We start from the raw sequence: 14,647 nt of genomic DNA, 5'->3' as shown, positions 1-14,647 counted from the left end.
CAGGTTAACCCCGACCGAGGCGCATTTCACGTTCAGCTTCGGTTAAAGAAGCCAGGAAAGAATCACGTTCAAAGACGCGGGTCATATAGCCTTTCAGCTCTTTCGCCCCTGCGCCGCTGAATTCAATACCCAACTGCGGTAAACGCCACAAGAGAGGCGCCAGGTAGCAATCAACCAGGCTGAATTCGTCGCTCAGGAAATACGGTTTCTGACCAAATACCGGCGCAATCGCCAGCAGCTCTTCACGCAGTTGTTTACGCGCAGAGTCGGCCTCGGAAGCAGACCCGTTTACGATGACGTTCATCAGCGTATACCAGTCTTTTTCAATACGGTGCATGTACAGACGGCTTTCACCGCGCGCGACCGGATAAACCGGCATCAGCGGCGGATGAGGGAAACGCTCATCCAGATATTCCATAATGATGCGAGATTCCCACAGGGTCAGCTCACGATCCACCAGTGTCGGAACGCTTTGATTCGGGTTGAGGTCAATCAGATCCTGAGGTGGATTGTCCTTTTCCACATGTTCGATCTCAAAACTAACACCCTTTTCAGCCAACACAATGCGGACCTGATGGCTATAGATGTCAGTAGGACCAGAAAACAGCGTCATTACCGAACGTTTGTTGGCAGCGACAGCCATGAAAACCTCCAGGTATATTCAGAATTTTTACTGCTACCAGCCACAATGTGACCAGCCAGATGTTATGTCACCCAGGGCGAAAAAAGCCATCATTGCTCAGAAACGAGACAAAAAATGAACATTCCCCGCTATTTGGGCAGAAAATTGGATGATAGTTTACCAGATTTTGTGACCTTTGTGGTGAGTCGATTCTGGAAATGAGGAAAAAGAGATATTCCTGGTCTGAAATGCTCGTCCCACCTGAGATATTGTCTTTCGCCTGTTATGCCTGTACTACCGGTGCGCCCCAGCCATCAAAACTGCCGCCATGTTTTTCAGCCAGATCGGTAAGCTGGCAAGTGATTTCTGTCATATGCCATTGTTGCGGAGCATCGGTGCTGATAAAAGACGCCATAACCCCCTGTTGCGGGTCATTCATTCGAATACTGACCAGCGTTATGCCATACGGTAATGCAGCAATATCTTGCGCCAGGTCACGCGCTGCGACTTCTGTAGGCAATGTCGCATAATAATCAATAGCGCGCGGAAGCGTCAGATCATCACCTTGTTCCTGTAATCCCCGGCACACACGGGAATCGTGTATCCAGTTCCAGTCGTATCGGGTTGGATACAAGAACTGGCGGTAAAAGTTTCCTTTATCATTGTGACTCTCTCTATAACTAAAAGAGATTTCCGGGCCACCAGCGAGCAATTTATCCAGCGTCTTTTCCCAGTTAAGATCCTCTTCCGACATGAACACAAAATCGCGCCAGCCTTGTTGGGTAACCACACCCACCAGCCAGATCGGAAACGTCTTCCCCTTTTCATCAAGCCAGTCCTCTATACGATTTAAACGCTGTGTTTCATCGGGCTGCGGTAAACCATTTTCATAACAGTTTGTGTAATGAACACGTAAGAACCAGGTATGGATAAGGCGATCAAATTTTTCATCCTGAATAGCGCCGATATCCACACGTATACCCGTAACATGGTCATCCACCGTTGTTATAAAGAATTCCCATTTATTCGACAGCATTAACGACTCTTTCTTAGTAAACAATGCGTTAAAAAATCCCACTGCGACTTCCTTTTCTCTGAGCGTGCATGAAAGATGAATAAGATGAGAATAATGCTAAAGATAGGGAGGAAAAGAGACTGGATTCGGACTTTAGCCATAAAAAAACCCGCCGAAGCGGGTTTTTCGCTAACAGTTGTCTGCCGAAGCAGAAACCCATTAACGTTTGGAGAACTGCGGACGACGACGTGCTTTACGCAGGCCGACTTTCTTACGTTCAACCTGACGAGCGTCACGAGTAACAAAGCCAGCTTTACGCAGTTCGCCACGCAGGGACTCGTCGTACTCCATCAGAGCGCGGGTGATACCGTGACGGATCGCACCAGCCTGACCAGAGATACCACCACCTTTAACAGTGATGTACAGATCCAGTTTCTCAACCATGTCGACCAGTTCCAGCGGCTGACGAACTACCATGCGGGCAGTTTCACGACCGAAGTACTGTTCCAGAGAACGTTGGTTGATAACGATTTTACCGTTGCCCGGTTTGATGAAAACGCGAGCTGCGGAACTTTTGCGGCGACCAGTGCCGTAGTATTGATTTTCAGCCATTGCCTATAATCCCGATTAGATGTCAAGAACTTGCGGTTGCTGTGCCGCGTGGTTGTGCTCGTTGCCCGCGTAAACTTTCAGTTTACGGAACATAGCACGACCCAGCGGGCCTTTTGGCAGCATGCCTTTAACCGCGATTTCAATCACACGCTCAGGACGGCGGGCAATCATCTCTTCAAAGGTCGCTTGTTTGATACCACCGATGTGGCCGGTGTGGTGATAGTACACTTTGTCAGTACGCTTGTTGCCGGTTACAGCAACTTTGTCAGCGTTCAGAACGATGATGTAATCACCGGTATCTACGTGCGGAGTGTATTCCGCTTTGTGCTTACCGCGCAGGCGACGAGCCAGTTCAGTAGCCAGACGGCCCAGAGTTTTACCGGTCGCGTCAACAACATACCAGTCGCGTTTTACGGTTTCTGGTTTAGCTGTAAAAGTTTTCATTAAAAGCTTACCCAAATAAATAAGTTACACGTTGGTGAACACCCAAACGTTTAAATAGTTGAGGTTCACACGACAAAGTCCGGTAAACCTACCCCCTCGGATATGTTTGGCCGGCACAGAGAAAGTTTGGGAAAAAACTCTCTTGTAACGTGGGGTCGCAGGATTATAGAGAAGTCCAGGTCAAAGATCGACCCCTTTTTGCGATTTGCCGCGGGTTTTGTTCAGGCCTGGTTCACCCTCCGGTAGGGGAGGTTGCACAGATATGATACCGCACAATGCCGGGGCGCTGCGCTTGTCCGGCTTACGGCATATGCTCCCGCTTGAGATACTCCGCACTCTGCATCTCTTGCAGGCGCGACAGACAGCGCTGAAATTCAAACTTGAGCCGCTCCCCCTGATAAATTTCATATAACGGCGCGGCGGCGCTGACCACCAGCTTAACGTGGCGCTCGTAAAACTCATCCACCAGAGCAATAAAGCGGCGCGCTTCGTTCTCCATCAGCGGCGTCATGACCGGCACGTCAAACAGCAGAACCGTGTGAAATAACCTTGAGAGCGCAATGTAATCATGCTGGCTGCGGGCCTCGACGCACAGCGTAGCGAAAGAGACCGCTAACGTTTGGTTTTCAACGCCCAGGGTGGATAAAGGGCGATGATTGATTTCCAGCGTCGGAGCGTGCTCGCGCGCGGCCCCCGCTAACGCCAGCCACAGTTTATCCATTTGCCGCCGGGTTTCATCATTAAGCGGCGTTAGCCATAAATGGGCCTGCGTCAGCGTCCGCAGCCGGTAATCGACGCCGGCGTCCACATTCATAATGTCGCAGTGCTGTTTAATGGCATCGATAGCCGGCAGGAAGCGGGCGCGTTGCAAACCGTTGCGGTAGAGTTCATCCGGCGGAATATTGGAGGTCGCGACCAGCGTAATGCCGCGTGCAAACAGCGCTTTCATTAAACCGCCCAACAGCATGGCGTCGGTAATATCGGTGACGAAAAACTCATCGAAACACAGTACGTCCGTCTCGGTTTTAAACCGATCGGCAATAATGTCTAACGGATCGATCTGCCCCTGTAGCGCGGTAAGTTCTTCATGCACGCGCAGCATAAACCGATGAAAATGCAGGCGTAGTTTTCGCTCGCCCGGCAGGCTGTGGTAGAAGAGATCCATGAGCCATGTTTTGCCGCGCCCCACGCCCCCCCACATATACAGCCCGCGAACCGGTATTTGCGCGTCCGGTTCGTTTTTGCCTAATAATTTCCCCAGTCGCGCTATCAGACCGCCGGGTGGCGTAGCCGACGATTTTTTCGCGGTGAGCGCCTGATAAAGGGTTTCCAGACGGTCGACCGCCTCTTTCTGTACGTCGTCAGGCTGATGGGTGCCTTCGTTGAGTGTCTGGAGATAACGCGATGTAGGGGAAAGGCTTTGCATAATGTTATTGTTATTCCTTGAAAATCGATGTGCCGTCGTTCACGGCTGACGAAAAAAAGGCCGTTCTACACTACGCGATATGCTGTCGGGATTCCACTTCTACGGAATTAGCGGTTATAGTGGCATAATCAGGCGCGGGCATGGAGCCTGGAGCCAACACCCTACGGAAACATAAGACAACGGGAGATGTTCATGACCTGGGAATATGCGCTAATTGGATTAGTCGTCGGTATCATCATTGGTGCCGTGGCCATGCGTTTTGGTAATCGTAAGTTACGTCAACAGCAGGCATTGCAGTACGAACTGGAAAAAAACAAAGCTGAGCTGGAAGAGTACCGTGAAGAGCTGGTTAGCCACTTTGCCCGCAGCGCGGAACTGCTGGATACCATGGCGCATGATTACCGCCAGCTGTATCAGCATATGGCGAAAAGCTCCAGCAGCCTGCTGCCGGAAATGTCTGCGGAGTCGAATCCGTTCCGTAACCGTCTGGCGGAGTCTGAGGCGAGCAACGATCAGGCGCCAGTACAAATGCCACGTGATTATTCTGAAGGCGCGTCTGGCCTGTTACGTAGCGGCGCAAAGCGCGATTAATCGCACGCCGTTAAGAAATTTATCGGGCGCATCGCTTGCGCCCTCTCTCTATCTTTCCTGTCCCAGCTATTATCATTGTTACCAGGCTGAAAATTCAATAACATCAATCTGTTTTGAATTGTCTATCCGTTCATCCAAGGTACGAGAGCAGCATCCATGAAAAAACACACCCAGCTGTTAAGTGCATTAGCGTTAAGTGTCGGGTTAACTCTTTCGGCGCCGTTTCCAGCCCTTGCATCGATACCAGGCCAGGTGCCAGGCCAGGCGACGCTGCCAAGCCTTGCCCCTATGCTGGAGAAAGTGCTGCCTGCTGTCGTCAGCGTAAAAGTCGAGGGAACCGCCGCCCAGAGCCAAAAAGTGCCGGAGGAGTTTAAAAAATTCTTTGGCGAGGATCTGCCAGACCAGCCGTCCCAGCCGTTTGAAGGACTCGGTTCGGGGGTGATTATCGATGCCGCGAAAGGCTATGTATTAACCAATAATCATGTGATTAATCAGGCACAGAAGATCAGTATTCAACTGAATGACGGACGCGAATTCGACGCGAAGCTGATCGGCGGCGACGACCAGAGCGATATCGCTCTGTTACAAATTCAGAACCCCAGCAAGTTAACGCAAATTGCCATCGCCGATTCCGACAAACTCCGCGTCGGCGATTTCGCCGTGGCGGTCGGTAATCCGTTTGGCCTTGGGCAAACCGCCACCTCCGGGATTATTTCAGCGCTGGGACGCAGCGGGCTTAATCTGGAAGGGCTTGAGAACTTTATTCAAACCGATGCCTCTATTAACCGCGGCAACTCCGGCGGCGCGCTGCTTAACCTGAACGGCGAGCTGATCGGGATTAATACCGCGATCCTCGCGCCAGGTGGCGGGAGTATCGGCATTGGCTTTGCTATTCCTTCCAATATGGCGCAGACGCTGGCGCAGCAGTTGATTCAGTTCGGCGAAATCAAACGCGGATTGCTGGGAATTAAAGGCACTGAAATGACCGCTGATATCGCCAAGGCATTCAAACTGAACGTTCAGCGTGGCGCTTTTGTCAGCGAGGTTTTACCCAATTCAGGTTCGGCGAAGGCCGGGGTGAAATCCGGAGACGTGATTATCAGTCTTAACGGTAAGCCGCTGAATAGCTTTGCCGAACTGCGTTCACGTATCGCCACCACCGAACCGGGCACGAAAGTGAAGCTGGGCCTGCTGCGCGATGGTAAGCCGCTGGAGGTGGAAGTCACGCTGGATTCCAATACCTCTTCTTCCGCCAGCGCCGAAATGATCGCCCCGGCGTTGCAAGGCGCGACGTTGAGCGACGGCCAGCTGAAAGACGGGACGAAAGGCGTTAAGGTTGATAGCGTCGAAAAAAGCAGTCCTGCCGCGCAGGCCGGTTTGCAAAAAGATGATGTTATCATCGGCGTTAATCGCGATCGCATCAGTTCTATCGCCGAAATGCGCAAAGTGATGGCGGCAAAACCGTCCATCATTGCTCTTCAGGTAGTACGCGGCAACGAGAACATTTATCTATTGCTGCGCTAATCCTGTCTTAAACCGGGCATCAGCCTGCGATGTGATGTCCGGTTAACTCATGGTATGCTGCTGCCGTTCCCTTTTTTAACGACGCCTCCATCATGTTTGTGAAGCTCTTACGTTCGGTCGCAATAGGTTTAATTGTCGGCGCTATTCTGTTGGCCGTCATGCCTTCTTTGCGCAAAATTAATCCTATCGCCGTCCCGCAATTCGACAGTACCGATGAGACGCCAGCCAGTTATAATTTTGCGGTTCGCCGCGCCGCGCCTGCCGTCGTCAACGTCTATAACCGCAGTATGAACAGTACCGCGCATAATCAACTGGAGATCCGCACGCTGGGTTCCGGCGTGATCATGGATCAACGCGGTTATATTATTACCAACAAGCACGTGATTAACGATGCCGATCAGATTATCGTCGCGCTACAGGATGGCCGCGTCTTTGAAGCGCTACTGGTTGGCTCCGATTCGCTTACCGATCTGGCGGTGCTGAAGATCAACGCCACTGGCGGGCTGCCTACCATCCCGATTAATACAAAGCGTACACCGCATATTGGCGACGTCGTACTGGCTATCGGCAACCCATATAATCTGGGACAGACCATCACCCAGGGGATCATCAGCGCAACGGGTCGTATCGGCCTGAACCCGACGGGGCGACAGAATTTTCTCCAGACCGACGCCTCGATTAACCACGGTAATTCCGGCGGCGCGCTGGTCAACTCGTTAGGCGAACTGATGGGGATCAACACCCTCTCTTTTGATAAGAGTAACGATGGCGAAACGCCGGAAGGCCTTGGTTTTGCGATTCCCTTCCAGCTAGCCACGAAAATTATGGATAAGCTTATCCGCGACGGTCGCGTGATTCGCGGCTATATCGGTATTGGCGGACGAGAAATCGCACCGCTGCACGCGCAGCAGGGTAGCGGCATGGACCCGATTCAGGGCATTGTCGTTAATGAAGTGACGCCAAACGGCCCCGCCGCGCTTGCCGGTATTCAGGTTAATGATTTGATTATTTCGGTCAATAATAAACCCGCTGTGTCCGCACTGGAAACGATGGATCAGGTGGCGGAAATCCGTCCGGGCTCCGTCATTCCGGTCGTGGTAATGCGGGATGATAAGCAGCTCACGTTCCAGGTGACGGTGCAGGAATACCCGGCGTCGAACTAAAACGACGCGGCTTTTGCCCGCGTCGTTCGACGGCTAGTCAATAAAGACTGGCCCTGCCGGAAAATGTGCCAGGAAACTCGTGAAAATCAGCAGAGCGGGGAGACTTTTCTCCCCGACGGCCTCTTCACGCAGCGCCTTATCGAGTGCCAATAAGCCAGACTCGCCTCCTTCCCCCAGAATGCCGCCCATCCAGAGCAGTCGTTGCGCCTGTTGACGCGCATACTGCGATGCGCTTTTCCAGGCGATCAGATGCAGCAACGTTTGTAACAGCAGGATCCGAGATGCGTGACCATCGCGTTGTAATCGCCTGAATACGGGTAATGCAATACTACGTACCGTCGAGAAACCGCTCGCCGCCTCCTCCTCAATCGGCGATAAACCAACAGCCGCCTGTTTGACGAAATCGCATAACTGATTGTGTGTTAATGGCCGCTCGCCTGCGCTCATATACCCTGCGGCAAAACAGAGTAACCCGATACCCTGAGCCCAATCGGTCGATGGCAGAATCCCCTGCGGAACATTCGGTGCCGACGTCTGTGCGGCACAAAGCCCCTCGTCGTAACACTGTGCAAAACGTTGCTCATATATTGCTGAGTTGACGCCAGACCACGGCAGCAAATGCAGCGCTGGCTCAAGCTCAGTTATCTGATTCACCGTCTCAACAACATAATGCAAGATGGTTTCTCTGGATGGCATGGATGTACCTTGCCGAAACGCAACCATTTCACTCATTACTGTGTCCTCATTTTGCGGGAGCAGAATCACTGCCCCCGATTAGATTGGATTACATCGCCAGCACGTACTTCAGCATCACGCCCGCCGCAATCGCCGAGCCAATAACCCCCGCCACGTTCGGGCCCATCGCGTGCATCAGCAGGAAGTTCTGCGCGTCCGACTCCAGCCCCACCTTGTTCGATACCCGCGCCGCCATCGGCACCGCCGAGACGCCTGCGGAGCCAATCAGCGGGTTGATTTTGTTTTTGCTGCACAGGTTCAGCAGCTTCGCCATCAGTACCCCGGCCGCCGTCCCAATTCCGAACGCAATCACCCCCAGCAGCAGAATGCCCAGCGTCTGCGGCTGCAGGAACTTATCCGCCACCAGCTTGGCTCCCACCGACAGGCCGAGGAAAATGGTGACGATATTAATCAGCCCGTTCTGTACCGTGTCGCTCAGACGCTCCACCACGCCGCTTTCGCGCATCAGGTTACCGAAGCAGAACATCCCCAGCAGCGGCGCGGCGTCCGGTAGCAGCAGCGCCACCAGCAGCAACAGCACCACCGGGAAGAGGATTTTTTCCCGCTTGCTGACGGTGCGCAGTTGCACCATGCGGATTTTGCGCTCTTTCTCCGTGGTGAGCAGCTTCATAATCGGCGGCTGGATTAACGGCACCAGCGCCATGTAGGAGTAGGCCGCCACCGCAATCGCCCCCAGCAGTTCCGGCGCCAGCTTGCCCGACAGGTAAATCGCCGTCGGGCCGTCCGCGCCGCCGATGATGCCTATCGCCGCCGCCTGCGGCAGGGTGAAGGAAATCAGGCCGAAGTAGTTCAGCGTCAGCGCCCCCAGCACGGTGGCGAAGATACCGAACTGCGCCGCCGCGCCGAGCAGCAGGGTGCGCGGATTCGCCAGCAGCGGGCCGAAGTCGGTCATCGCCCCCACGCCCATGAAGATGACCAGCGGCGCGACGCCGGAGCCAATCGCCACTTTATAGAACAGCGCCAGCACCCCCGGCGTGTAGCCCATGTCCACCGCCAGGCTCTCCATCTGGCCCTGCACCGACGGCAGCGCCAGCGCTAACGCCTCCTTGATGGCGTGCACGTCCGGCGCGCAGTTAAGCTTCGCGGCAATCACCGCCAGCTGCCCGGCGTCGTGATGTGCCAGCAGGCTTTCCAGCGCGGTCAGCGCCATGCCCGCTTCCGGGATGTTGGAGAGCAGGCCGCCGAAGCCAATCGGCAGCAGCAGCAGCGGCTCGAACTTTTTCGCAATCGCCAGCCACAGCAGCAGCAGGCTGACCAGCAGCATGATGGCCTGGCCGATGCCGAGGTGCATCAGCCCCATGCCCTGAAGCAGGGCGTTCAGACTTTCCATTTCCGCTCCTCGTCCTTACGCCAGCGTCATCAGGGTGTCGCCGACGGAGACGGCGTCCCCGGACTTCACCGCGATACCGCGGACGGTGCCGGCCTGCGCGGCGCGGATTTCGGTCTCCATCTTCATGGCTTCCAGAATCAGCAGCACGTCGCCTTCGGCCACCGTCTGGCCCTCGGTGGCAATCACCTTCCAGATGTTGCCCGCCAGCGGCGCGGTGACCGGTGTGCCTGCGCCTGCCGGGGCGGCAGCCTGAACCGGTGCGGAAGAGGCCGCCGGAACAGCCGCAGTGAGCTGGCTGATATCGCCGCCGTCGCTGACCTTCACCACAAAGGCTTTGCCTTCCACTTCCACGGTGTAGATACCGGAGGCGGCAGGTTTTGCCGGGGCTGCGGCAGGCTGCGCGGCTTCCGCCTGCGGCACCGGCTCAAACGCCGCCGGGTTGTGGCGGTTCTCAAGGAACTTCAGGCCAATCTGCGGGAACAGCGCCACGGTGAGCACGTCGTCAATGGCGTTTCCCGCAAGCTGAATGCCCTTCTCCTGCGCCTGGCGCCTGACGTCCGCTTCCAGTTCAGCCAGTTCCGGTTTGAGTAAATCCGCCGGACGGCAGGTCACCGGGGCTGCCCCTTCCAGCACGCGGGCCTGTAACGCGGCGTTAACCGGTACCGGCGTGTGGCCGTATTCGCCCTTCAGAATGCCCGCCGTTTCTTTGGCGATGGTTTTGTAGCGTTCGCCCGTCAGCACGTTGAGCACCGCCTGAGTGCCGACAATCTGCGAGGTGGGGGTGACCAGCGGGATAAAGCCGAGGTCCTCGCGCACGCGGGGGATTTCCGCCAGCACCTGGTCGAGTTTGTCCGCCGCGTTCTGCTGCTTCAGCTGGCCTTCCAGGTTAGTGAGCATTCCGCCCGGCACCTGCGCCACCAGAATGCGGCTGTCGTAGCCCTTCAGCTGGCCTTCAAAGGCGTGGTATTTCTTGCGCACCTCGCGGAAGTAGGCGGCGATGCTTTCCAGCTTCAGGATATCCAGCCCGGTGTCATATTTTGTGCCGGCAAGCGTGGCGACCAGCGCCTCGGTGCCCGGGTGGCCGTAGGTGGCGCTCATGGAGGAAATCGCCGTGTCCACGCCGTCGACGCCCGCCTCGATGGCCTTCAGCAGCGCCATCTCCGCCATCCCGGTGGTGGCGTGACAGTGCAGGTGCAGGCGCACCTCAAAACGTTTTTTGATTTCGCTGACCAGCTCATACGCCGCCATCGGCGTGAGAATGCCGGACATATCCTTGATGGCAATCGAGTCAACGCCGGTTTCCAGCAGCTGTTCGGTCAGGTCCAGCCAGGTCTGCAGGGTGTGCGCCGGGCTGGTGGTGTAACTCAGGGTCCCCTGGGCGTGCGCACCGTGGCTGCGCACCGCCTGCAGGGCGGCTTTCATATTGCGCGGATCGTTCATGGCATCAAACACGCGGAAGACGTCCATACCGTTTTTCACCGCGCGCTCGACGAAGCGTTCCACCACGTCATCGGCGTAGTGGCGGTAGCCGAGCAGGTTCTGGCCGCGCAGCAGCATCTGCAGCGGGGTTTTCGGCATGGCTTTTTTCAGCTCGCGCAGGCGCAGCCACGGGTCTTCGCCGAGGAAACGGATGCAGGCGTCAAAGGTGGCGCCGCCCCAGCACTCCAGCGACCCGTAGCCCACGTCGTCGAGCTGAGCGGCAATCGGCAGCATATCGTCAAGACGCAGACGGGTGGCAAACAGGGACTGGTGGGCGTCACGCAGGACGACGTCGGTAATGGCAATAGTCATGGATCCCTCCGGGAATTAAGCGTTAAGGCGGTGATGGTGAATGGCGGCGGCAATCACCGGCTTTAAGCGGGTGAAGTCGTCAGCGGGCGCGGCGGCGGCAGGTGCCGCCTTCGGCGCCGGGACCGGTTCGGGGAAGAAGCGGTTGACGGCGGCGGACATGCCGCGGATGGCGAAAATCAGCAGGAACAGAAACGCCAGCACGAACCCCATGCCGAGGAACATCAGGGTGAAGCCTTCACCTAATAGCAGAGCTGCATCAGTCATAAAATAGCCTTCAGGCAGGAGGCACGATAATGGTGCTATTTATGACGATGAAATAATAAGGGTGGATTTCCCTGAGCCGCCCCCGGCCAGAGCCCTTGGTTATTATTATCGTCATAACGTATTACCACCATTATCGTGCAATTTACGTAATCAGGTTTATTTGATGAAACTTACGTTCTGGCATATTTCATCAGCGACAATCTCTTTACGCTGATTAAAAATAATTTTGTTCTGTTCAAACAGATTATTCCCATGGGTATCAATAGAAACAATCAGCGGGCCAAACTCTTTAACCCGGCAGACCCACAGCGTTTCCGGCATCCCCAGATCGCGCCATTGGGCATCTTCAATTTCTTCCACGCACACGGCGGCTACAACCGCACAACCGGCAGGGAATACGCAGTGCAGCGCTTTGTGTTCAGCACAGCCCTCTTCCGTGCCTTTGCCCATTCCACCTTTACCCACAATTAATTTCACGCCGGTCTGCGCAATAAACTCTTTTTCGAATTTCTCCATACGCATGCTGGTGGTTGGTCCAACGGAGACCATTTCAAACTTATCGTCTTCGCCTTTAATTGGGCGGACAATTGGGCCAGCGTGTAAAATAGCGCCGCCGCGAACATCTACCGGAAGTTCGCGACCACCTTCAATTAAACGGCGATGGGCTACGTCACGGCAGGTAACAATATGACCGTTGAGATAAATAATATCGCCAGCCTTAATATCCGCTAAATCTTCATCTTTAATTGGCGTAGTCAGGATTTTTTTAGTCATCAGAAATTCACTCCGCTGTGAGACGTAATGGTGTAATTCAAATCTTTATCGAAAACGATATGCCCTTTACGGTGCGACCAGCAGCCGACGTTTACCGCCACGCCGATGGTAGAAGGATGACGCGCGGTGTTTTCAATGTTCACGCCCATAACGGAGGTATTACCGGACATCCCCTGCGGCCCCAGGCCAATTTTGTTAATGCCGTCTTCCAGCATTTTTTCCAGCGAGGCTGCACGCTCATTCTCGTTATGCGAACCGATCGGACGCATCAGCGCTTTTTTCGATAGCAGTGCCGCCGTTTCAACAGAGGTCGCTACGCCCACGCCAACCAGCAGCGGCGGACAAGCGTTGAGGCCGTAGCTGGTCATCACATCCAGTACAAAGCGGGTCACACCTTCATAGCCTGCACCCGGCATCAGCACCATCGCTTTCCCCGGCAGAGAACAACCACCGCCCGCCATATAGGTATAAATGCTGCACTGATCGGAATTGGGAACGATCTCCCAGAAGACCGTCGGCGTACCTTTACCCACGTTTTTACCGGTGTTGTATTCATCAAAAGTTTCTACGCTGTTGTGGCGCAGCGGAGAATCTACAGTTGCTTTGATCACCGCCTCACGCAACAACGCTTCCAGCTCGCCAATCAGCGGAAAGTTCGTCCCGCACTCCACCAGAAACTGAATGACACCGGTGTCCTGGCAGGAAGGACGATCCAGCTCTTTCGCCAGACGCTGGTTCTCAATCATGGTAGTAAAGATGACGTCGGCCAGTTTACTGGTCTCTTTCTTATGCAAATCTTCCAGTTTTGCAGTGACATCATCAGGCAAAACTTTGCCGGTATATCCCACAAACTTGGCCATAACGTCGGTCATATGGGATATCTGTTCACTTTTGCTCATAAATGCTCCTTAGTCAGAACAGCTTCCGTTAATTACGGATGAAAAGGGAAAAGGATTGGCAGCAGGATCAAGCTGACAATGGTTGAAACGATAATCAGGGGGATACCGGCCTTAGCGTAGTCGACAAATTTATAGCCACCCGCAGAGAGCACCATCATGTTGGCAGGCATACCGATAGGGGTTGCGTAGGCGCAGGAACCGCCAATGACCGTCGCCATCAGAACCGCACGCGGGTCGGCCCCCATACCTGCGGCAATGGACAAACTCACCGGCACCAACAGCGCTGTCGTTGCGGTATTGGACATAAAATTGGTCATCACAACGGATAAGGCGAAAACGGCGATCAGCAACATGAACGGTGAGGAGTTTTGCCCCAGCATGCCGATTACATAGTCCGCAACCAGCTTGCCTGCCCCGGTCATTTCCAGCGCTTTTGCCAGCGCCAGGGTGCCGCCAAAGATAAAAATAGTCTGTGAATCAATGGCTTTATAGGCCTGTTTTTCCGTGAGTACGCCGCTTACTACCAGCACAAGAGCGCCAATACAACCGGTCACGGCCAGGCTGACACCGATCTTCTTCTCAAAGATCATGCCGAGGATCGTTGCGATCAACACCACGAGTGAGAGCCGTTGTTTCCACTGTGGAACATGGCTGTAGTCACGTTGCTCCCCGACGCTCCCCACCTCACCGCCGGTCGCATTATTCGGCAGAAAGCGATAGCCAATAGTCAGGAAGTAGAGAATGCCGCAGATGAGCATCGGGAGACCGATTTTTGCGTATTCAAAAAAGCCAAAGCCGCCGCCAATATTCTGTAGCGCAGACTGCGCGATAAGATTTCCCGGCGCGCCAATTAACGACAGGTTACCGCCCAACGCAGCGGCGAAAACCAGCGGCATCAGTAGACGAGAACGCGAGAAGCCCGATTTTGCCGCCACGCCGATCACCACCGGAATCAAAACCGCAGCGGTACCGGTGTTAGAGAGGACGCCAGACATCAACCCCACCACCACCATAATGGTGAAGATCAGCTGTTTTTCTGTTTTCGCGAAGCGCGTGATGACGCCGCCCACTTTGTTTGCCATACCGGTCTCGAACAACGCACCGCCTACGATGAACATCGCGACAAAGAGGATGACGTTAGTGTCGATAAAGCCAGCAAAGGCCTGTTTGATATTCAGAACGCCGGTGATAACTAAGGCCACGCAGACAATCATGGAAGTGACGGCCAGTGGCACTTTTTCCCATACAAACATGACGATAGCGAACACCAATAAACATAAGGTAAGGGTAATGGGTTCCATATTTATAATTATCCAATCAATGATATATGATATTGTATCCAATGCTGACAGTGAGAAATTATTCCCATACAAAAACTAAGTCAAATCGTTTCTCAGGAAAAATGCAGGAGTGGGATCTACATCAAGATCGTAGTT

Annotated in this window: 15 protein-coding genes; 3 read left to right on the top strand and 12 right to left on the bottom strand. The window is 54.5% G+C overall.

Translation table 11 applies throughout. The features are described from left to right. Positions 1-4: 4 nt before the first annotated feature. From sspA to zapE, 5 genes are all read right to left on the bottom strand, one after another. Complete coding sequence (gene sspA, locus LCS67_RS02415; protein ID WP_000257298.1) at positions 5-643, bottom strand: stringent starvation protein SspA; 639 nt, start codon at positions 641-643, stop codon at positions 5-7. A gap of 262 nt (positions 644-905) precedes the next feature. Beyond that, the gene (locus tag LCS67_RS02410) at positions 906-1,658 is read right to left on the bottom strand and encodes a DUF695 domain-containing protein (RefSeq protein WP_077906029.1); all 753 of its coding nucleotides are present in this window, start codon (positions 1,656-1,658) and stop codon (positions 906-908) included. A gap of 198 nt (positions 1,659-1,856) precedes the next feature. After that, a complete protein-coding gene (gene rpsI / locus LCS67_RS02405; RefSeq protein ID WP_000829815.1) occupies positions 1,857-2,249 on the bottom strand; it encodes a 30S ribosomal protein S9 in 393 nt (130 codons plus the stop codon). Between the two features lie 15 nt (positions 2,250-2,264). After that, positions 2,265-2,693, bottom strand: coding sequence for a 50S ribosomal protein L13 (rplM, locus tag LCS67_RS02400; protein ID WP_000847559.1), 429 nt, complete (start codon positions 2,691-2,693; stop codon positions 2,265-2,267). Between the two features lie 301 nt (positions 2,694-2,994). Continuing rightward, positions 2,995-4,119: a cell division protein ZapE gene (zapE, locus tag LCS67_RS02395; protein WP_076166660.1), complete on the bottom strand. Its 1,125-nt coding sequence runs from the start codon at positions 4,117-4,119 to the stop codon at positions 2,995-2,997. A 192-nt stretch (positions 4,120-4,311) separates the two neighbouring features. On the opposite strand from zapE, the gene zapG reads away from it, so the two are divergent. The 3 genes from zapG to degS all read left to right on the top strand — a co-directional run bounded on the left by zapG (position 4,312) and on the right by degS (position 7,397). Next, on the top strand, positions 4,312-4,710 hold the full coding sequence (gene zapG, locus LCS67_RS02390) for a Z-ring associated protein ZapG (protein WP_001519074.1): 399 nt from the start codon (positions 4,312-4,314) through the stop codon (positions 4,708-4,710). A gap of 156 nt (positions 4,711-4,866) precedes the next feature. Beyond that, on the top strand, positions 4,867-6,234 hold the full coding sequence (gene degQ / locus LCS67_RS02385) for a serine endoprotease DegQ (protein WP_000716690.1): 1,368 nt from the start codon (positions 4,867-4,869) through the stop codon (positions 6,232-6,234). 92 nt (positions 6,235-6,326) lie between these two features. Continuing rightward, positions 6,327-7,397, top strand: coding sequence for an outer membrane-stress sensor serine endopeptidase DegS (gene degS, locus LCS67_RS02380; protein ID WP_000497705.1), 1,071 nt, complete (start codon positions 6,327-6,329; stop codon positions 7,395-7,397). Positions 7,398-7,430: 33 nt separating this feature from the next. On the opposite strand, the gene LCS67_RS02375 is transcribed toward degS, so the two are convergent. The 7 genes from LCS67_RS02375 to LCS67_RS02345 form a co-directional block, all read right to left on the bottom strand. Then, positions 7,431-8,162, bottom strand: coding sequence for a triphosphoribosyl-dephospho-CoA synthase (locus tag LCS67_RS02375; RefSeq protein ID WP_000602022.1), 732 nt, complete (start codon positions 8,160-8,162; stop codon positions 7,431-7,433). A 19-nt stretch (positions 8,163-8,181) separates the two neighbouring features. Next, complete coding sequence (locus LCS67_RS02370; RefSeq protein WP_023230910.1) at positions 8,182-9,483, bottom strand: oxalacetate decarboxylase subunit beta; 1,302 nt, start codon at positions 9,481-9,483, stop codon at positions 8,182-8,184. Positions 9,484-9,498: 15 nt separating this feature from the next. After that, entirely contained in the window at positions 9,499-11,274 is a 1,776-nt protein-coding gene (gene oadA, locus LCS67_RS02365; RefSeq protein WP_023230911.1) for a sodium-extruding oxaloacetate decarboxylase subunit alpha, read from the bottom strand. A 15-nt stretch (positions 11,275-11,289) separates the two neighbouring features. Further along, on the bottom strand, positions 11,290-11,538 hold the full coding sequence (locus tag LCS67_RS02360) for an oxaloacetate decarboxylase subunit gamma (protein ID WP_023230912.1): 249 nt from the start codon (positions 11,536-11,538) through the stop codon (positions 11,290-11,292). Positions 11,539-11,694: 156 nt separating this feature from the next. Next, a complete protein-coding gene (ttdB, locus tag LCS67_RS02355) occupies positions 11,695-12,312 on the bottom strand; it encodes a L(+)-tartrate dehydratase subunit beta (RefSeq protein ID WP_000162405.1) in 618 nt (205 codons plus the stop codon). After that, complete coding sequence (gene ttdA / locus LCS67_RS02350) at positions 12,312-13,211, bottom strand: L(+)-tartrate dehydratase subunit alpha (protein WP_000045349.1); 900 nt, start codon at positions 13,209-13,211, stop codon at positions 12,312-12,314. Before ttdA ends, ttdB begins: the two co-directional genes overlap by 1 nt. 32 nt (positions 13,212-13,243) lie before the next feature. After that, positions 13,244-14,512, bottom strand: coding sequence for an SLC13 family permease (locus LCS67_RS02345; protein ID WP_000433390.1), 1,269 nt, complete (start codon positions 14,510-14,512; stop codon positions 13,244-13,246). Positions 14,513-14,647 lie beyond the last annotated feature (135 nt).

The sequence above is a fragment of the Salmonella sp. A7 genome, assembly GCF_020181675.1.
GTDB classification, from domain to species: Bacteria; Pseudomonadota; Gammaproteobacteria; order Enterobacterales; family Enterobacteriaceae; genus Salmonella; species Salmonella enterica.
The sequence above is the reverse complement of the archived record's forward strand: the minus strand, read 5'-3'. Positions and strand labels throughout refer to the sequence as shown.

Excerpts from the sequence above, each read along its gene's own strand:
- zapE (WP_076166660.1), bottom strand. The coding sequence starts at position 4,119 with ATGCAAAGCCTTTCCCCTACATCGCGTTATCTCCAGACACTCAACGAA.
- ttdA (WP_000045349.1), bottom strand. The coding sequence starts at position 13,211 with ATGAGCAAAAGTGAACAGATATCCCATATGACCGACGTTATGGCCAAG.
- rpsI (WP_000829815.1), bottom strand. The coding sequence starts at position 2,249 with ATGGCTGAAAATCAATACTACGGCACTGGTCGCCGCAAAAGTTCCGCA.
- LCS67_RS02360 (WP_023230912.1), bottom strand. The coding sequence starts at position 11,538 with ATGACTGATGCAGCTCTGCTATTAGGTGAAGGCTTCACCCTGATGTTC.
- LCS67_RS02410 (WP_077906029.1), bottom strand. The coding sequence starts at position 1,658 with ATGCTGTCGAATAAATGGGAATTCTTTATAACAACGGTGGATGACCAT.
- degS (WP_000497705.1), top strand. The coding sequence starts at position 6,327 with ATGTTTGTGAAGCTCTTACGTTCGGTCGCAATAGGTTTAATTGTCGGC.
- rplM (WP_000847559.1), bottom strand. The coding sequence starts at position 2,693 with ATGAAAACTTTTACAGCTAAACCAGAAACCGTAAAACGCGACTGGTAT.
- LCS67_RS02370 (WP_023230910.1), bottom strand. The coding sequence starts at position 9,483 with ATGGAAAGTCTGAACGCCCTGCTTCAGGGCATGGGGCTGATGCACCTC.
- ttdB (WP_000162405.1), bottom strand. The coding sequence starts at position 12,312 with ATGACTAAAAAAATCCTGACTACGCCAATTAAAGATGAAGATTTAGCG.
- zapG (WP_001519074.1), top strand. The coding sequence starts at position 4,312 with ATGACCTGGGAATATGCGCTAATTGGATTAGTCGTCGGTATCATCATT.
- LCS67_RS02345 (WP_000433390.1), bottom strand. The coding sequence starts at position 14,512 with ATGGAACCCATTACCCTTACCTTATGTTTATTGGTGTTCGCTATCGTC.
- sspA (WP_000257298.1), bottom strand. The coding sequence starts at position 643 with ATGGCTGTCGCTGCCAACAAACGTTCGGTAATGACGCTGTTTTCTGGT.
- oadA (WP_023230911.1), bottom strand. The coding sequence starts at position 11,274 with ATGACTATTGCCATTACCGACGTCGTCCTGCGTGACGCCCACCAGTCC.
- degQ (WP_000716690.1), top strand. The coding sequence starts at position 4,867 with ATGAAAAAACACACCCAGCTGTTAAGTGCATTAGCGTTAAGTGTCGGG.